At 49.1% G+C, this 18,824-nt stretch carries 17 protein-coding genes and 1 riboswitch; of the genes, 12 read left to right on the top strand and 5 right to left on the bottom strand.

The annotated features are described in order from the left end of the window. A partial coding sequence (locus HP568_RS03180) for a HAMP domain-containing protein (protein ID WP_173628293.1) occupies positions 1-776 on the bottom strand: 776 nt, incomplete at its 3' end. A 266-nt stretch (positions 777-1,042) separates the two neighbouring features. On the opposite strand from HP568_RS03180, the gene purC reads away from it, so the two are divergent. Genes purC through purN form a run of 7 tightly spaced genes read left to right on the top strand, consistent with a single transcriptional unit; the run spans position 1,043 to position 8,026 of the window. Further along, a complete protein-coding gene (purC, locus tag HP568_RS03175) occupies positions 1,043-1,762 on the top strand; it encodes a phosphoribosylaminoimidazolesuccinocarboxamide synthase (RefSeq protein ID WP_012684340.1) in 720 nt (239 codons plus the stop codon). Further along, a complete protein-coding gene (purS, locus tag HP568_RS03170; protein WP_007717324.1) occupies positions 1,755-2,003 on the top strand; it encodes a phosphoribosylformylglycinamidine synthase subunit PurS in 249 nt (82 codons plus the stop codon). The genes purC and purS overlap by 8 nt, the downstream gene beginning before the upstream one ends. A gap of 4 nt (positions 2,004-2,007) precedes the next feature. Next, complete coding sequence (gene purQ, locus HP568_RS03165; RefSeq protein WP_048031066.1) at positions 2,008-2,700, top strand: phosphoribosylformylglycinamidine synthase subunit PurQ; 693 nt, start codon at positions 2,008-2,010, stop codon at positions 2,698-2,700. Next, the gene (gene purL, locus HP568_RS03160) at positions 2,681-4,924 is read left to right on the top strand and encodes a phosphoribosylformylglycinamidine synthase subunit PurL (protein ID WP_173628292.1); all 2,244 of its coding nucleotides are present in this window, start codon (positions 2,681-2,683) and stop codon (positions 4,922-4,924) included. Before purQ ends, purL begins: the two co-directional genes overlap by 20 nt. Beyond that, complete coding sequence (gene purF, locus HP568_RS03155) at positions 4,909-6,327, top strand: amidophosphoribosyltransferase (protein ID WP_048031068.1); 1,419 nt, start codon at positions 4,909-4,911, stop codon at positions 6,325-6,327. The genes purL and purF overlap by 16 nt, the downstream gene beginning before the upstream one ends. A gap of 56 nt (positions 6,328-6,383) precedes the next feature. Further along, a complete protein-coding gene (purM, locus tag HP568_RS03150; protein ID WP_048031069.1) occupies positions 6,384-7,424 on the top strand; it encodes a phosphoribosylformylglycinamidine cyclo-ligase in 1,041 nt (346 codons plus the stop codon). Beyond that, positions 7,418-8,026, top strand: a complete 609-nt coding sequence (gene purN, locus HP568_RS03145) for a phosphoribosylglycinamide formyltransferase (protein ID WP_173628291.1) — start codon at positions 7,418-7,420, stop codon at positions 8,024-8,026. Before purM ends, purN begins: the two co-directional genes overlap by 7 nt. Before the next feature lie 59 nt (positions 8,027-8,085). Here purN and HP568_RS03140 read toward each other — a convergent pair whose 3' ends face one another. Next, complete coding sequence (locus HP568_RS03140) at positions 8,086-9,021, bottom strand: magnesium transporter CorA family protein (protein ID WP_048031071.1); 936 nt, start codon at positions 9,019-9,021, stop codon at positions 8,086-8,088. 258 nt (positions 9,022-9,279) lie between these two features. Continuing rightward, positions 9,280-9,447, bottom strand: a riboswitch (M-box (ykoK) riboswitch). A gap of 194 nt (positions 9,448-9,641) precedes the next feature. On the opposite strand from HP568_RS03140, the gene HP568_RS03135 reads away from it, so the two are divergent. The 3 genes from HP568_RS03135 to purD all read left to right on the top strand — a co-directional run bounded on the left by HP568_RS03135 (position 9,642) and on the right by purD (position 13,108). Beyond that, entirely contained in the window at positions 9,642-10,019 is a 378-nt protein-coding gene (locus HP568_RS03135) for a hypothetical protein (protein WP_048031072.1), read from the top strand. Positions 10,020-10,199: 180 nt separating this feature from the next. After that, the gene (gene purH / locus HP568_RS03130; protein WP_048031073.1) at positions 10,200-11,750 is read left to right on the top strand and encodes a bifunctional phosphoribosylaminoimidazolecarboxamide formyltransferase/IMP cyclohydrolase; all 1,551 of its coding nucleotides are present in this window, start codon (positions 10,200-10,202) and stop codon (positions 11,748-11,750) included. Between the two features lie 80 nt (positions 11,751-11,830). Next, the gene (purD, locus tag HP568_RS03125) at positions 11,831-13,108 is read left to right on the top strand and encodes a phosphoribosylamine--glycine ligase (protein ID WP_173628290.1); all 1,278 of its coding nucleotides are present in this window, start codon (positions 11,831-11,833) and stop codon (positions 13,106-13,108) included. A 432-nt stretch (positions 13,109-13,540) separates the two neighbouring features. Here the strand turns inward: purD and HP568_RS03120 are convergent, their stop codons facing one another. The 3 genes from HP568_RS03120 to HP568_RS03110 all read right to left on the bottom strand — a co-directional run bounded on the left by HP568_RS03120 (position 13,541) and on the right by HP568_RS03110 (position 16,160). Then, positions 13,541-14,749, bottom strand: a complete 1,209-nt coding sequence (locus HP568_RS03120; RefSeq protein WP_048031075.1) for an MFS transporter — start codon at positions 14,747-14,749, stop codon at positions 13,541-13,543. Positions 14,750-14,760: 11 nt separating this feature from the next. Beyond that, positions 14,761-15,144: a MarR family winged helix-turn-helix transcriptional regulator gene (locus tag HP568_RS03115; RefSeq protein WP_017249722.1), complete on the bottom strand. Its 384-nt coding sequence runs from the start codon at positions 15,142-15,144 to the stop codon at positions 14,761-14,763. A gap of 119 nt (positions 15,145-15,263) precedes the next feature. Next, positions 15,264-16,160 carry a LysR family transcriptional regulator gene (locus HP568_RS03110; RefSeq protein ID WP_048031076.1) on the bottom strand — a complete coding sequence of 299 codons (897 nt, stop codon included), beginning with the start codon at positions 16,158-16,160 and terminating at the stop codon, positions 15,264-15,266. Positions 16,161-16,287: 127 nt separating this feature from the next. Here HP568_RS03110 and HP568_RS03105 point away from each other — a divergent pair, with 127 nt between their 5' ends. Both HP568_RS03105 and HP568_RS03100 read left to right on the top strand, forming a co-directional pair. Next, complete coding sequence (locus tag HP568_RS03105; protein ID WP_173628289.1) at positions 16,288-17,331, top strand: zinc-binding dehydrogenase; 1,044 nt, start codon at positions 16,288-16,290, stop codon at positions 17,329-17,331. A 15-nt stretch (positions 17,332-17,346) separates the two neighbouring features. Continuing rightward, positions 17,347-18,801, top strand: coding sequence for an aldehyde dehydrogenase family protein (locus HP568_RS03100; protein WP_173628288.1), 1,455 nt, complete (start codon positions 17,347-17,349; stop codon positions 18,799-18,801). The last annotated feature ends 23 nt before the right edge of the window (positions 18,802-18,824 follow it).

Raw genomic sequence — 18,824 nt, 5'->3', positions numbered from 1 at the left:
TCACACATTTGTTCGATCATGTGATTGAAGCTGTTAGAAATCCCGCGAATCTCTGGACCCTCGTTTTGCAGAAGGGAACGATGGGTGAGGTCGCCTGAGCTGACCTGTTGCATGGCCATAATCAACGTCTGAAAAGGCGCGGTTATCCCCTTTACAACCAGCAAGCAAAGCAACAAAGAAAAGACCAGACTAGCGAGAATGGTCACCACGATAATTTTGGTTATCTCGTGGAGAGGACCTAGATAGGACTCCTGTAAAACGTCTATGACGTATATGTAGTTCTCCTCAGGAGAATGCGTAAAGGCCAGTGTATGTATGTGACCATCGACAGGGACATGAATCACGCCGAATCGCTCCGCTTCCATCCGTATCGCGATATCTTGCGGGATCTCAATAGCGCCCTTTGTCACTTTTTCAATGGGATGAAAGGCTCCATTTTTGACCAGATATTGCTGAAGTATCAAGCCTTCCTGAGAAAGATTGCTTTCTTGCTGTTGCAATTCGTATTGAAGGCGCTTTTGGTAGGCTTGATCGTCGCTAGCGAAAGTAAACTTCAAAAGCGATATTTTTTCGGTAGTCTTGTCCGTTTCTGAGTCAAGGCGGGACTCCATTTGCGAAATCATCGCCTTTTTTGCCTGGGTGTAAAAGGTCCAGCCAATCATGCCAGAAGAAATGAGCAGGATGCATAGCAGTGGGATCGTCAGCTTGGTACGGAGCCGCACTTGCCTGTGTAAGCGAGATAAGGGAGTGAGTAAATGGCGAAAGATAGCGTGCATCTCCAGTTGCCTCCTGATAAGTGGATGGTCGAAAAGTCCCGAGACTAAGGACTATTGTAATCAGGAGATGTAAAGCCAGTATGGAGAACATGTAAACGAATGTTAACATATATAGTTCGGAAAACATGCAGTAAATCCCGAACGTTTGTCGAAGTCTATTCCAGCATTTTTCGTTGATAAATGCGTATGATTGTGTTTTAATGTAGTTGAAACGTTCGTGAATTAACCGAAACTCAACCTTTTTGACTGGGAAGGTGACTCCTACGGTGGAAAAACAGGAACAACTCTACGAAGGTAAGGCGAAACGTATTTATCGGACATCTTTGCCTGATCAGTACTGGGTAGAGTACAAAGACGACGCAACAGCATTCAATGGAGAGAAACGGGCGCAAATCACCGGAAAAGGTGAGCTGAACAACCGCATTACGGCAATCTTTTTCACCATGCTGAAGGAGCGGGGCATCGACAACCATTTTGTCCGTCTGCTGTCCGCCACAGAGCAAGTTGTTCGCAAAGTGGAGATTATCCCTTTGGAGGTAGTCGTTCGCAATATCGCAGCAGGCTCATTGGCCAAGCGTCTTGGCATGGAAGAAGGGACAGTGCTCCCGCAGCCCGTTGTCGAGTTTTACTACAAGGATGACGCACTGGGAGATCCATTGGTGAATGCCTCCCATATCAAAGTGTTGGGGATTGCGAGCGAGAGTGACCAAGCGACATTGGAGCGCATGGGTCTTGCTGTAAACGAGGTCCTCGTGCCTTACCTGCGCGAGCGCAACATTACCTTGGTCGATTTCAAACTGGAATTCGGAAAAACAGCGGATGGGGAGATTCTCCTCGCCGATGAAATATCCCCGGATACATGCCGTTTCTGGGACTCGGTAACAAATGAAAAGCTCGACAAAGACCGCTTCCGCCGCGATTTGGGCAATGTGGAGGAAGCTTACAAAGAAATGCTTACGAGACTAGGAGGAGACGTACATGTTTAAAGCTGTTGTTTATGTAACATTGCGCGAGAGTGTTTTGGACCCGCAAGGACACGCTGTAAAAGGTGCTCTGCACACTTTGGGTTTTGATGAAGTAAACAATGCGCGCATCGGGAAGTACATGGAACTGGAATTGAACACTTCTGACCGTGCGCAAGCAGAAGAACGTGTACGTGAAATGTGCGAAAAGCTGCTGGCCAATACGGTGGTAGAAGACTATCGCTTTGATATCGTGGAGGGCTAAGGATATGCGAGTAGCCGTTATCGTCTTTCCAGGCTCGAATGCCGACATTGATTTGTTTAACGCAGTTGAAGACGTAATGGGAGTGCCTGTGGATTACGTATGGCATTCCGATACCGATCTTTCCAAATATGATGCGATTCTTTTGCCAGGCGGATTCTCTTATGGAGATTATCTTCGCTGTGGTGCGGTCGCTCGTTTTTCACCCGTCATGGAGCAAGTGGTGAAGGCAGCAGAAGAAGGCAAGCTGATCATGGGAATCTGCAACGGCTTCCAGATCCTAACAGAAGTCGGGCTGTTGCCAGGAGCACTCTTGCGCAACCGTTCACTGAAATTCCGTTGCAAGCTGTCCGAATTGCGTGTAGAAAACAACAACACCTCCTTTACCCGTGATTTCGCGGCAGGGGAAATCATCCAAATTCCGATCGCGCATGGCGAAGGAAACTACTACTGTGATGAAGAAACGCTGGCGAAGCTTAAAGCGAACAATCAGATTGTTTTCCGCTATCATGGCGAGAATCCGAATGGTTCACTGGAAGACATCGCGGGCATTTGCAACGAACGTGGAAACGTACTTGGCATGATGCCTCACCCGGAGCGTGCCGTCCACTCTTGGATGACTTCCGATGACGGACGCCGCATGTTTACCTCGATCCTGAAGACTTGGAGGGAGCAGAACAGTGTCACAACTCACGCATAAAGAACCGACAGCCGAACAAATTGCCGATCAAAAACTATATAAAGAAATCGGTCTGACTGACGAAGAATATCAGCGTGTCGTAGAAATTCTCGGCCGCAAGCCGAACTGGACGGAGACAGGTCTGTACAGCGTCATGTGGTCGGAGCACTGCTCCTACAAAAACTCCAAGCCTGTCCTGCGTCGTTTCCCGACAAAAGGACCTCGCGTTTTGCAAGGACCTGGGGAAGGTGCGGGTATTGTCGACATCGGTGACAATCAGGCGGTTGTTTTTAAAATCGAAAGCCATAACCACCCATCTGCGATTGAGCCGTATCAAGGGGCTGCAACTGGTGTGGGCGGTATCATCCGTGACGTATTCTCGATGGGCGCGCGTCCGATTGCGCTGCTCAACTCGCTTCGATTCGGGGAGCTCAAGTCTCCTCGCGTCAAATATTTGTTTGAAAATGTAGTAGCTGGTATCGCAGGCTACGGGAACTGCATCGGGATTCCGACTGTGGGTGGCGAAGTGAATTTCGACCCTACGTATGAAGGGAATCCGCTTGTCAACGCGATGTGTGTCGGCTTGATCGACCACGAGAAGATTCAAAAAGGGGTAGCGTCCGGTATCGGCAACCCTGTTATCTACGTTGGTGCAAGCACAGGGCGTGACGGTATTCACGGGGCGACCTTCGCATCCGAAGAGCTCACGGAAGAGTCGGAGAAAAAACGCCCGGCGGTACAAGTCGGCGATCCATTCATGGAAAAGCTCTTGCTGGAAGCGTGCCTGGAGCTGATCGACACGGGTATCGTCGTCGGGATTCAGGACATGGGAGCGGCTGGCTTGACGAGCTCCAGCTCCGAGATGGCGTCCAAGGCGGGCAATGGTATCGAAATGAATCTGGACCTGGTACCACAGCGTGAAGCTGGCATGTCTGCATACGAAATGATGCTGTCTGAGTCTCAGGAGCGCATGCTCGTCGTCGTGGAAAAAGGTAAAGAGGCAGAAGCGATTGCGATTTTTGACAAATGGGGTCTGGCGTCCGCTGTCGTGGGCAAAGTAACCGAAGACAGCAAGCTGCGTTTGTTGCACCAAGGTGAGGTAGTAGCAGAAGTACCAGTAGACAGCTTGGCAGACGACGCACCTGTCTACCATCGTCCATCTGCGGTGCCTGCTTACTACGAAGCAAATGCGAATGTAGATGTGTTGGCAGACATCCAAGAACCGAAAGATCTGAATGTTACGCTGAAAAGCTTGCTGGCTCAGCCAACAGTGGCGAATAAAGCGTGGGTATATGAGCAATACGATCACATCGTGCGTGCAAACACAGCAGTAAAGCCTGGTTCTGACGCTGCTGTTGTCATGGTGCGCGGTACTCGCAAGGCCCTTGCCATGAGTACGGATTGCAATGGTCGCTATGTATACCTCGATCCGAAAGTGGGCGGTGCCATTGCGGTTGCAGAATCTGCGCGCAACGTCGTCTGCTCCGGTGCAGAGCCGCTGGCGATTACGGACTGCTTGAACTTCGGAAGCCCGGAAAAGCCTGAGGTGTTCTGGCAATTTGAAAAATCGTGCGAGGGCATGAGCGAAGCGTGCGTAGCACTCGATGCTCCGGTCATCGGCGGAAACGTATCTTTTTACAATGAACGCAGCGGTGACGCGATCTATCCAACCCCAACAGTGGGAATGGTCGGTTTGATCACTGATGTTGACCATATTACGACCCAAGAATTCAAAAATGAAGGCGACGTGATCATCCTGTTGGGCGAAACCTTCGCTGAATTGGGTGGCAGTGAGTATCAAAAGATGGCTACGGGCAGCATTTCCGGACGTCCTCCACAAATCGATCTGACTAAAGAAGCGGCTGTGCAAAAGCTGGTTCTCACAGCGATTCGCCAAGGTCTGGTGAACTCCGCACACGATCTGTCCGAAGGTGGTCTGGGTGTCGCATTGGCTGAATCTTGCTTTGGCAAAGGCTTCGGTGCGCAGGTGGCTCTTGCGTCTGAGCTGCGTGCTGACGTGCTCTTGTTCAGTGAATCTCAATCTCGCATCTTGCTCAGTGCTTCTGGGGAGCAAGCGGCGGCGATTCTCGCATTGGCAGGTGAACATGGCGTACCTGCTGAAAACATCGGTACGGTCGGCGGCGATCGTCTGGTAGTGAACGTGAATGGTACAGAAGCGATTAACGCTTCGACTCAAGAGGTGAAAGCAGCCTGGAAGGATGCGATTCCATGTTTGATCGGCTAATCTGGGACAAATTGAACGAAGAATGCGGCGTCTTTGGCATCTACAACCACAAAGAAGCATCCCAATTGACCTATCTGGGTCTGCATGCCCTTCAGCATCGCGGTCAGGAGAGCGCAGGTATCTGCGCCTCCGACGGTGAGAAATGGTATAAGCACCGCGGAATGGGTCTCGTGTCAGAGGCTTTTGGCAAGGGCGATCTGGAGAAGTTCAGCGGTCATATCGCGATTGGTCATACCCGTTATACGACTGCTGGTTCGAGCAAGATTGAAAATGCCCAACCGTTGTTCTTCCGTTACGCACAAGGCAGCATGGCTGTTGCCCACAACGGGAATCTCGTGAATGCCGCCGTGCTTAGAAAAGAGCTGGAAGCAAAAGGCTCCATTTTCCAGACGACGAGTGACACAGAAGTGATCGCACATCTAATCGCCCGCTCTGAGTGCAAGGATTTGCCTGGAGCGGTAAAGGATGCCCTGCAATATATCAAGGGAGCATATGCACTTCTCGTCATGAACGAAAACCAACTCGTGATCGCCCTTGATCCGAATGGTTTACGTCCGCTGTCATTGGGACGACTCGGAGATGCGATCACTGTCGCGTCTGAAACCTGTGCATTCGATATTATCGGCGCGCAATATTGGCGTGACGTGCAACCAGGTGAGCTGATTGTCATCGACAAGGATGGCATTACGGAAAGCAAGTTTACTGAAACAACACAGCGTTCGATTTGTACGTTTGAATACATTTATTTTGCTCGACCAGACAGTGACATCGACGGAATCAACGTCCACATGGCGCGCAAACGTCTGGGCAAGCAACTGGCATTGGAATCCGCGATTGATGCTGATGTCGTCACAGGTGTACCGGATTCGAGTATCTCTGCTGCTATCGGATTTGCGGAAGCGACGGGAATTCCGTACGAAATCGGCTTGATCAAAAACCGCTATGTCGGACGTACCTTCATTCAGCCGAGTCAGGAGCTGCGTGAGCGTGCTGTCTATCTCAAGCTGTCTGCGGTTCGCAAGGTAGTGGAAGGCAAGCGCGTTGTCATGATTGACGACTCCATTGTTCGCGGTACGACGAGTAATCGGATCGTCCGCATGCTGCGTGAGGCTGGCGCAAAAGAAGTGCATGTGCGCATCAGCTCTCCGCCTGTTATGAATTCTTGTTTTTACGGCATCGACACCTCGTCGCGTGAGGAACTGATTGCGGCGACCAAATCCGTAGAGGAAATTCGTCAAATCATTGAGGCTGATTCGCTCTCATTCTTGTCTGTTGAAGGAATGATCGATGCGATTGGCCGCACGGATTCGGCTCCCAATAGAGGACACTGCCTCGCATGCTTTAACGGAGAATATCCGACAGAGATTGAGTTCGAAGAAGCGCTACCTGCGCTCAAATGCTAACCGTGCTACTTATGAACAACCGCTAATACAAGCACCTCTTGCTAGGGGGAGAAACGATGAGTGAAGCATATAAACAAGCTGGCGTAGACATCGATGCGGGCAACGAAGCCGTCGAACGCATGAAAAAGCACGTCAAACGAACATTCCGCCCGGAAGTTATGACGGATTTGGGAGGGTTCGGAGCGCTGTTTCGCCTGGATACCAAAAAATACGAGAAACCGATTCTCGTTTCCGGTACAGATGGGGTAGGAACCAAGCTGAAGCTCGCTTTTGCCATGGACAAACACGATACAATCGGCATCGATGCTGTCGCGATGTGCGTCAATGACGTAGTGGTTCAAGGGGCAGAGCCGCTCTTTTTCCTCGATTATCTGGCAGTAGACAAGGTCATTCCGGAAAAAATCGAAGCGATTGTCAAAGGGATCGCAGAAGGCTGCTCCCAGTCCGGCTGCTCGCTGATTGGCGGGGAGACTGCCGAGATGCCTGGCATGTACGCGGAAGGCGAATACGACATCGCAGGCTTTACCGTAGGTGTCGTGGACGAGAGCAAAATGATTACGGGGGCTTCTGTGGCGGCTGGTGATGTACTGATCGGGCTGGCTTCCAGCGGCGTGCACAGCAACGGCTTCTCGCTCGTTCGCAAGGTTCTTTTGGCAGACAAAGGTATGTCCCTGCATGATCATGTTGATGGATTGGGCAAAAAGCTCGGCGAAGAGCTACTGACACCGACCCGCATTTACGTGAAGCAAGTGCTATCGGTTCTTGAGTCACATGAGGTGAAAGCTCTGGCGCACATCACAGGCGGCGGCTTTACTGAAAACATTCCGCGCGTGCTTCCAGAAGGAATGCAGGCTGTAATCAACGTTGGTTCCTGGCCTGTACTGCCGATCTTCGAGCTGGTACAAGAGGCGGGTAACATCTCTTACCCGGATATGTACAAAACGTTCAACATGGGTATTGGCATGATGCTCGTCGTGAAGCCGGAAGACGCAGTGAGTGTGATGGAAAAGCTGCAAGAGCTGGGAGAACAGGCGTATTTGATCGGACATATTCAAGCGGGAGAGCGCAAAGTCGTATACAACGGGGTGGAATGGTGAGAAAGCTGGCCATTTTCGCCTCAGGCAGCGGTTCCAACTTTGAAGCGATCGTGCAGGCTGTACAGGACGGTAGGCTCACAGGCGTAGAAGTTGCCTTGCTCGTTTGCGACAAGCCTGGCGCCAAGGTATTGGAACGGGCAGAGCGTTTAGGGATCGACGCCTTTGTTTTTCAACCGAAGGAGTATGCAGACAAGGCTGCTTTTGAGCAGGAAATAGTGGCGCAGCTCCAAAAACGCGATATATCGCTGGTTGTGCTGGCAGGCTACATGCGTTTGGTGGGCGACACTCTTTTGTCTGACTACGAAGGAAAAATCATCAATCTGCATCCGTCGCTTTTGCCTGCTTTCCCAGGAAAAGACGCGATTGGTCAGGCACTCGCTTACGGGGTAAAGATAACGGGGGTAACGGTACATCTGGTTGATGCCGGTTTGGATACAGGGCCGATCATTGCCCAGATTCCCGTAGCGGTGCAAGATACAGATACGGCTGAGACTTTGGCAGCTCGCATTCATGCCGTGGAGCATGAGCTTTTGGTGAAGGTCATTGGCTATTTAGCAGAAGAGAGAGTGAAGCTGGAAGGAAGGCTTGTCCAGTTGACGTAAATCGAGAGATCCAAAAGAAACCGACATCCTTTTCTGATGTCGGTTTTTTGGTCATTCATTTAGAAATACTTCTTTCTCCAAAACAGGAGGGCTGTTACGGACGTAATGGCGGTGGACATGATCATAATGATCGTGAATGCGTGCGGATGATCCTGAAAAGGAAGCGGGACGTTCATCCCGTAAAAGGTGCCGATCACCATAGGTAAGGTGATGACAATCGTGATGGCGGTCAACAGCTTCAATACGCGATTCAGATTGTTGGAGATGACGGAGCCAAAGCCATTCATGATGTTCCCTAAAATGGCAGTATAGATTTCCGTCATTTTGATGGCCTGCTTGGTTTCGATTTTTACTTCTTCCAGCAGTTCCTTATCTTCTTCGTACATTTTCAAATAACTGCCGCTCCGAAGCAGGGAGATCAACAGACTGTTCGTTTCCAGGGAAGTCGAAAAATAAACGAGGCCCTTCTGCAATTCAAGCAAGGTAAGCAGTTCATTGTTTTTCGTCGATTGTCGCAACGATTTTTCCAGCGTTTCTGTCTGCTTGTTGATTTTTTTCAAGTAATGCAAATAATCATGCGACGTATTCGATAAAATTTGCAGGACGAACCGGTTTCGCATATGCGTGTGAAAGCTTTTCACTTTCCCTTGGACGAACTCATTCATGACAGCCGTTTCTACCAGGCAAACGGTTAAGATATAATCTTCCATCACCATGATTCCCAGCGGAACCGTCGTATAGTTGTCCTTCGTCCCTTCCTTTGTGGAGATCGGGATGTCCACGTAGAGCATCACGCGGTTACCTTCTTTGTCGATCCGACCTATTTCTTCGTCATCAAGGGCATCCTGCAAAAAATGAAGGTCAATCGACAACTCCCTGACGACTTGTTGCTTTTCTTGCTCAGAAGGATCGGTCAAATGAATCCAGCAGCCTTTTTCAATTTGATGCAGTTCTTCTATTTTTCCCATGGCATTCGTTTTGTAAATGTTCAACATGGTTTTCTCATCCTTTCACAAATCAGGATCGGAGGGATACGACCATGTTGCGCAAGCATGTCTACATATAGATACTTACTACACTCGTCCCATAAAAAGGGACAATGTCAAATAAGGTATGGGGAACATGCCGCAGCGCCACAAGGCCGGAAAATTCTCCGTACACAATTGATTGCAGTTATTTATTCCGCAACTTGGACTACTGTCCATAAAAACGTTCCCCCCTTTCGAAAATAAAAACCCTCTAGCGGGAATCTAGAGGGCCCCCTACCAGAGCTTTGGCACTATACAACGTAAAGGAAACATTCCTTAGCCACCTTAAGAAAAGCCTTAGTTCGGCAGTTCCTGTTCTACCCATTGGCATCTTTCGATATTTCCGGGCAGTGGCTTATGTTTGTATAGGAGCCTCACCTAACGAGGATGAATGATTGACTTTGCCAATCACGTTTTCTCGTCCTACCACTATGTTATTCATGTCCTTTCAGACGGTGTCGGCTTCTAACTATGACCGGCTCCCCCTATTTTACTGCTATTCTTCCTCCGCGAATCATGACAAACCAAATCAACTCTGGTGACATACAGTAACAGAGAAGGATATTCCCACAAAGGGAGGGGCCGACTTGAGCGGAGATTTTGTTTCGAACTTGCTTGATAAGCTAAGCCAAAAAACAGGGCGGCAATGGACGCTTAACGATATTATGAAGCTAGCGGAAAAAATGCCGAAGGGTGGAGCCAACGTAGATGCGCTGCTCGATGAGCTGGGCAACATGGGATTCGAAGTTCCAGAGGAGACGAAGGAGCGCGTCAGGGATCGTGTAAAGGACGGCCAATCCATCTCCATGGAAGAGCTAGGGAACTTAATGCCCAAAGAAGTAAAGGCGAAAAGCCGCAAGTCGAAGAAGCCGATCAAGCCAATCAGGGCGACTGCCAAAAGCAAATCAGTCTCACTGTCAGACCGTATCAAAAAGCTGTCAGGCAAAGGCAAGAAAAAACGATAACTTCATAAAACAAATGCAGGTGTGTGCAGTCGCAAGTGCCGAACAGGCATGGGCGGCTGCGTTTGTTTTCCTGACGAAGTTATTGATAATAGCGTACAATTATTTTATAATATATAAGTATTGTTCGTGTTTTGGTCAATAGTTACTCATGTTTTCACTAAAATTCAGGAGGTTCTATCCGTGAGTGTGAAAAAAGCGTTGATCAGCGTTTCTGACAAGACAGGATTGATTCCGTTTGCCCGTCGATTGGTAGCCGCCGGGGTACAGATCATTTCTACCGGGGGTACGGCTTCTCTCTTAAAAGCAGAGGGAGTTCCCGTCATTGGCATTTCTGAAGTGACTGGATTTCCAGAAATTTTGGACGGTCGCGTCAAAACGTTGCATCCCAATATCCACAGCGGCCTCTTGGCTGTAAGGGACAGTGAAGCACATGTGCAGCAACTAAAAGACCTTGGGATTGAAACCATTGATCTGGTTGTCGTGAACCTTTATCCTTTCAAGGAAACGATAGCGAAGCCAGACGTGACATATGAAGATGCCATTGAGAATATTGATATTGGTGGACCAACGATGCTGCGTTCTGCTGCGAAAAATCACGCGTTCGTCAGTGTAGTGGTCGATGCAGCCGATTATGAAAAAGTAGCAGAAGAAATGGAAGCAAATGGCGATACTACGCTTGAAACCCGTCGCAAGCTGGCTGCAAAAGTTTTCCGTCATACAGCTGCCTATGATGCCTTGATCTCTCGCTATTTGAGTGAGCAGGTAGGCGAACTGTTGCCTGAGAGCTACACGGTGACTTACGAGAAAGCACAGGATTTACGCTATGGGGAAAATCCGCATCAACGTGCGGCATTTTACCGTGAGCCGTTGTCCGATCAGTTGAGCATCGGGAATGCAAGCCAACTGCAAGGAAAAGAGCTTTCCTATAACAACATCAATGACGCAGATGCAGCGTTGGCGATTGTACGCGAATTCGCTGAACCTGCTGTCGTTGCGATCAAGCACTCCAACCCGTGTGGAGTAGGGATCGGCACTGATATTCGCGCCGCTTACCAAAAAGCGTACGAAGCAGACCCTGTCTCTATTTTTGGTGGGATCGTGGCAGCAAATCGCCCGATTGACCATGACACCGCACTCGCGATGAAAGAGATTTTCTTGGAAATTATTATCGCACCAGACTTCACCGAAGAGGCGTTGGCTGTTCTGGCTGAGAAAAAGAACCTGCGTCTCTTGCGTATTCCTGCGCTGAATGAACCAGCCAAAAAAGTGGACAATCTGTTCCGTGTGGCTCCTGTAGCAGGCGGGGCACTCATTCAAGACTTCGACTACAAGCAACTCGAAGAAAGCGAGATTCAGGTGGTCACAGACCGCAAGCCTTCGGAAGAGGAACTGGCACAGTTGAAATTCGCGTGGAAGGTCGTCAAGCACGTCAAATCAAATGCGATTCTCTTGGCAAAAGACAATATGACCATCGGTGTGGGCGCAGGCCAGATGAACCGCGTTGGGGCAGCGAAAATTGCCATCGAGCAAGCAGGTACGTTGGCAAGTGGCGCGGTTATGGCCTCAGATGCGTTTTTCCCGATGGGAGATACCGTGGAAGCGGCAGCCAAAGCAGGGATTACCGCTATCATCCAGCCAGGCGGCTCCATTCGCGACCAAGAATCGATTGATGCTTGCAACCGAGCGGGCATTGCGATGATCTTTACCGGCACTCGTCATTTCAAGCACTAAAAGAGGCTATTCGGGAGTAACGTTCGCTTTTTTAAACACGTACTAAAGGGTGGATCACCTCTCACACAGGAGGAAATACGATGAAAATATTAGTGATCGGCGGCGGCGGTCGAGAACATACGATTGCCTGGAAGCTGTTGCAGAGCTCTAAAGTGACAAAGGTATACTGTGCGCCAGGAAATGGGGGCACCGCCCAAATTGCACAAAACGTGCCGATTGGCGTTTTCGATTTTGCTGCACTGGCGCAATTCGTCAAAGATGAGGGAATTGATCTGACTGTCGTTGGCCCGGAAGATCCTTTGCTGGCGGGGATTGTGGACTTTTTCCAGGAGCGCAATCTGCCGATCTACGGCCCGAACGAAAAAGCGGCAATGATCGAGGGCAGCAAGTCTTTTGCGAAAAGTTTAATGAAACGCTACGAGATTCCGACGTCTGCCTATGAATCGTTCCTGGATTACGAATCGGCGAGTGCGTACGTGAGAGAACAGGGAGCTCCTATCGTTGTCAAAGCGGACGGCTTGGCAGCAGGGAAAGGTGTCGTTGTCGCAGAGACGGTGGAGGAAGCAGAAGAGGCACTCCGTCAGATCATGCAGGAAAGCGTCTTTGGTGAAGCGGGAGCGCGTGTGGTCATTGAGGAGTGCATGTTCGGCGAAGAGCTGTCGCTGCTGTCTTTCGTCGATGGAGAGACGGTTAAGCCGATGATTACTTCCCAGGATCATAAGCGAATTTTCAATGATGACCGCGGTCCCAATACAGGCGGCATGGGAACATACGCCCCGGTACCGCAAATGTCTGCTGAGCTGGTGGACGAGATCGTCAAAACGATTGTCCAGCCGATGGCGTCAGGAATGGCCAAGGATGGCATTCCGTTCAAAGGCATTCTCTACACAGGACTGATGATTACGGAGCAAGGCCCGAAAGTCGTGGAGTTCAATGCGCGTTTTGGCGATCCAGAGACACAGGTGCTCTTGCCGTTGCTCGAAACAGATTTGCTCGATATTTTTGTCGGAACGGTCAATGGGGAGCTCGATGCAGTCGATGTGACATGGCAAAAAGGAAGTGCTGTCTGTGTCGTCATGGCAGCACCGGGTTATCCGGGCGAATATCCAAAGGGTGCGTTGATTCACGGGCTGGGTCAGGCAAACGAAGGAGCTACGGTGTTTCACGCAGGTACGAAGGAAACCGAGGAAGGTATCGTGACGAGCGGTGGCCGTGTGCTTGGCGTCGTGGCAACAGGAGCGGATTTGGCGCAAGCGCGTGAGACAGCCTATGCGAAGGTCCAAGGGATCTCGTTTGACGGGGCGCAGTATCGCACGGATATTGCGGCACGCGCGATGAAGCATCAGCAAAAGGGATAAAAAAGAACAAGCTGTTCCTTCGGTAGAAATTTCTACGTGGGGAACAGCTTTTTTACATGTGCGGGATGGTGTGTCTACACCAAAAATAGCATTATACAAATAAAACTATTCCTTACAAACGGAGTAGTTTTATTTGTATAATGCCAATAATAGTAAAAATTTAGGGGGTAGGGGTATTTATGGGGAGTGTAGGTTACCCTGGTCTTATCTTTATGGTGGTTTTGGTAATTGTTGCTGCAGTAATCGTATATAGCTTAACAGCACCGCAGAAAAGAAAGAGGCGCTAAAAGGCGCCTAATTCTACGGGGACCAATCTTTACCGTGACGGTGATGAATGAACGTATAGCAGGAGGACAAGAGCAGACCAAAATGCTCGTTGTCCAACATGCACTGTGCTCCGTCATAACGCAAGAACAAAGTCTTAAGCTTCTATTACACACCAACGTTTTCACTTGCGATGGCCGCTTTTTTCGCTTTGGCCGCAGCTAGCTGCGAAAGGAAATAAACGATAAGGAACAGCAGCAAGCAAGCTGCCGACCAGCGGTACATGACGGAGTAGCTCGAATGTGTCGCAATGACGCCGAGGAGCATAGAGCCGACCGCGATGCCCAGATCGATGGAATTAAAGAACAGTCCATTCGCCATGCCTCGTTGCTCAGGTGTGACGACCTTCACCATCCACGCCTGGATAGATGGCTGAATCATGCCATAGCCAAGCCCGTAGAAGGCAGCAGAGACGAGAAGCAAGGACTCTGTCGTTGTCAGGGAGAGGAGCAAAAGGCTGACCCCGACGAAAATCGCACCGGGAGGCAGGACGGCAATGTGCCCTTTGCGATCATACAGCTTGCCGGAAAACGGACGAATCAACACCATCGCCAGTGCATTCGTAAGGAAAAACCAGCCGACATTCTCAATGTGGGCTTCTTTTCCGTACAAGGCCAAAAAGCTGAGAATCCCTCCATACGTAATAGACAAACAAAAATTCAGTCCAGCTGGAAGCAGCAGCTTTTTATCATAAAAACGGCGAATGCCTGTGACTGTTTGTGCGTTCCCGGACGACACAGGAAGCTGATTGTAGGCGCGAATAAAATGCATCAACGGAAAAATAATGGCAACTAGCAACACGAGAACCATGAGCATCGATCCGAATCCAAACCCATTTAATACTCCAAGTCCAATCAACGGGCCGAGTGCCATTGCCAAGCTGGTCGATAAGCCGAAATACCCCATGCCTTCGCCGATCCGTTTGGCAGGAATCACATTGGAGACAATCGTCGGAAAGGTCGTGCTACCCATCCCAAAGCCGATGCCGACCAGGATTCGCAACAGAAGAAAGAAAACAATGCTTCCCGCCCAGTAATAGCCTGCGCTAAAAATCGCGACGAATCCAAGGGCGACGATCGCCAAGAGCTTACTGCTTTTTGTTTTCAACGCTTCCCCGGTAAATACCCTTGCGATCACTGCTGCAAGTGAAAACAAGCTAATGACCAGGCTGACGACAAAATCATTGGCCTGATACGCTTCCTTCACATAGGCAGGAAAGGTAGGGGTCTGCATTTGAACAGTGAGAAACAACAACAAATTGCATACAGTTAACAGGACAAAATCTCTCGTCCACAGTCTCTCTCTACTCTCTCCCAATGCTGTCACTCCTAGTCTGTCGTTTTTCTATTGATGTTCTCGTTAATCTCCAGCAAGATTTCTCGTAAGAAGGCCAGCTTTTCAGGAGAGATCCCTTCCAAAATGTCTGCAACGGCATGAGCTTCTACAGGGATTGCCTGCTCAATCCATTCCCGTCCTTTCGGAGAAAGGGTAATGATGTAGGCGCGGCGGTCTTGTTCGCTCAATGTCTTTTCGATAAAGCCTTTTTTGGCAAGTGTGTCTAAAATGCGTGTCATGGAAGGCTGATCCTTGGCCGAGCGCTGGGCCAGCTCTTTTTGATTGATGCCCTCTTCTTCTCGTAGCCGATAAAGGACGGCAAACTGCTCCGTGGTCAAATCAAACTCCTTTAAAAAAAGGGAAACATAATGAATCATTCTCCGGTATGTATTTCCAATGAGAAATCCAACCGGTTCTTTTTGCCAATGATCGATCAGGGGAATAACCCTCTTTCGTCCAAAATATTTGCAATGACAATTATATGTATAACAAGTAATTATGTAAATGGAAAACGCTGTAACTCTTTGAAATAATCAATGGTAAATTCCCGAAAGCGCTGTGCTGCTTGGGATAAATAATGCTTTCGTGACCACGCAATGCCTCTGGTAATCTGACATTCTGGATCTGTAATCCTGATTTTATTTGGTATGAGATGCGATCTCATTTTCCAACTCATAGCAGGGACGAAGCACACCCCGATTCCTTGTCTGATCAAGGATACGATGGCATCAGGCTCGTCTACCTCAAAAATTACTTTCGGGGAAAAGCCTGCCTGCAAACAATGTTCATCCATGAAGTTACGAAGCCAAAATCCTTGGCGTACACTCAAAAAGTGTTCATTCTTCAGTATTTTCAACGGAACGGATTCTTGGCCCACCAAATGGTGATTTTCTGGGACCACGACATAAATTTCCTCGGTAATGAGTTGTTGCCATTCTAAATCAGGACTGTCGATTACTCCTGAGGTGATACCAATATCAATCTCGCCATTTTCAAGCATCTTCTTGACAACAGGTGTTGGTTCGAACACTTGGCGAAACTGGACGTCCGGATATAGACGCAAAAACTTTCCCAATAAATCAGGGATGACACCAGTAATAGAAACAGCCAGAGTAATGCTTCCTTTACTTAGCCCGGCCATATCCCGCACGATGCTTTCACCTTGTTCCAGCACATGAAAGATTTGCTCTACATGCTCCGCATATACCTTTCCGAATTGATTTAAACGAATTTTGCGACCGTGGCGGTCAAACAACGGTACACCCACGCGTTCTTCCAAGCGTGCAATCATTATGCTCAAAGAAGGCTGACTGATATTCAGTACCTCAGCGGCCTTTGTCATGTGTTCCAACCGGGCTACAGTCAAGAAATATTTCATCTGAAGCAGGTCCATTGTCTATTTCCCTTTCTATATAGACGTTTATCTATCATTTAGATAATTATAATATATTATTCATTATGAAAATAACTTCCTATAATGAAGGCGAACGAATACTCAGTCGATGGGAGTTGTATAAAGCATGAGAGCTGCTGTCCTTGAAGCTTTTAATCAACCTTTAGTTGTAAAACATGTCGCAGACCCTGAATTGACCCCAGACGGTGTTATCTTGAAATTGGTGGCGTCCGGTGTATGCCGTAGCGACTTGCACGCGATTCACGGAAAGATGTCTATGGTTCAAAACTTCCCGCATATTCTCGGACATGAAATGAGCGGTGTTGTGGAACAAGTCGGAAGCAACATCCGTAATTTCAAAAAAGGCGATCGTGTTATCGTACCTTTCACCCAAGGCGATGGTGTATGCTCGCATTGCTTGTCCGGTCACAATAACGTTTGCGATAACAGCCAATTGGTCGGCATGCATTTTAACGGAGGATATGCAGAATATATCCACATTCCAAACGCGGACCTGAACCTTCTTCACCTGCCTGAGAACGTTGATTTCCTGAGTGCGGCTGCCATGGGTTGCCGATTCATGACGGCTTTCCATGGTACAGTTGCCCAAGGAAACGTTCGTCCAGGGGAATGGGTTGCTGTTTATGGCACCGGAGGCGTGGGGCTATCTGCTATCCAAATTGCAGCAGCAGCAGGCGCGAACGTCATCGCGGTCGACATTGCCGACGATAAGCTCGCATTCGCCAAAGAAATGGGAGCGGTTGCAACCGTTAATAGCAAAGAAGAAAATGCGCCTCAAGCTATCAAGGAAATAACGAAGGGCGGCGCTCATCTATCCATCGATGCCCTGGGTATTCAGGAAACATGCCTCAATTCGATCATGAGCCTGCGCAAACGTGGACGTCATGTACAAATCGGTTTGAGCTCCAATCCAAACGGCGGTATGACACCGATTCCGGTTAATCTCGTGCTCGGACACGAATTGCAACTGATTGGTTCTGCTGGCATGCCGATCCCGGAGTTTCCGGCAATGCTTAATATGGTCAGCCAAGGCAAGGTCGCACCAGGGAAATTGATCACAAAACAAATCGCTTTGGATGACATCAATGCTGCATTCGATGAAATGGTTTCTTATGGCGGCGTAGGGGTAACTGTCATTACAAAATTTTAAGGGGGTCACCGAGAGATGGCAGATAAATTCTCCATGCAATATATCAACGGGGTTTGGCGCGAAGGCTCAAGTGATTATGTGTATGAAAATGTAAACCCTTACAATGGTGACGTGGTAGCCCGCATGAAGCTGGCGAATCGAAACGACATTGATGAAGCATACCAAGCAGCGAAGCAAGCGCAGAAAAAATGGGCACAGGCTTCGGCTGACGAGAAGAAGCAAGTGCTGCGACGTGCAGCTCAGCTCATGCAGGAAAGAAAAGACGAATACATTGGAATCATGATAAAGGAGACAGGAAGCTCGTTCGTCAAAGCGATGGCCGAATTCATGGTTTCAGTTGGGATGATCGTGGCTTCTATTGAGTATGTGGATCGCATGTATGAGCCACAAATTTTCCCAGGTACTGTCCCTGGCAAAGAGAATCATGTCTACCGTCACCCAATCGGTGTGATCGGTGTCATTACACCTTTCAATTTCCCGCTTATGTCTGCGATACGCGTAATCGCTCCGGCGATTGCTGTGGGTGACGCTCTCGTTCTCAAGCCGGATTCTGGCACATACATGTCGGGTGGCCCGTTTATTGCTGATATTTTTGAGCAAGCAGGCCTTCCAAAAGGTGTTCTGAATGTCGTCAGCTATGATATCGCAGAGGTAGGAGATTACTTGATCGAACACCCGGTTCCACGGATCATTTCCTTTACGGGATCTACAAATGTCGGTCGTCATATCGGCGCATTGTGCGGCCAGCATCTGAAGCGTGTTTCTCTTGAACTCGGCGGTAACAATCCGTTCGTTGTACTGGAAGATGCTGATCTGGATGCTGCGATTGATGCAGCCGTATTCGGAAAATTTTTCAATGTTGGACAAGTATGTGTGTGCACAAATCGCATGTTCGTTCATCGCAAGCATTACGACGAGTTTGTCCGCCGTTTCGCGGAACGAGCAGAGCAACTGCCATACGGCGACCCAATCGATCCAAAAGTAATTATCGGTCCACTGATCAACGAACGCCAAATGCAGAAGGTCATCGGTATTGCGGAGGATGCAAAGCAGGATGGCGCACGTGTTGTGCTGGAAGGTAAGCGTATCGGCAATATTTTGACTCCGTATGTTTTTGCAGATGTGAAGCAGGAGTCGCGACTGGCGCAAACCGAAATTTTCGGACCCATTGCAACCATTATTCCATTCGAGTCAGATGAAGAAGTGCTGGAGTGGGCCAATAACACAGAGTATGGCTTGTCTGGCGCAGTGTTTACGCAGGATTTGGAGAAAGGCATTGCATTTGCACGTGCTGTCGAAAGTGGCATGACACATGTCAATGACGCTACTGCTAACTTGGATATGAACGCTCCGTTTGGTGGAGAGAAAAGCTCCGGCATTGGCCGCTACGGCGGTGAAATCGGCTTGGAAGAATTCACGACAGTAAAATGGGTGTCCGTCCAGACAGAACCGCGCAAATTCCCTTTCTAATATGATTTGTGAAAAGCCCGTTA

Origin of the sequence: Brevibacillus sp. MS2.2 (assembly GCF_013284345.1) — a bacterium.
GTDB classification, from domain to species: Bacteria; Bacillota; Bacilli; order Brevibacillales; family Brevibacillaceae; genus Brevibacillus; species Brevibacillus brevis_C.
This window is presented reverse-complemented; position numbering and strand designations above follow the sequence as displayed.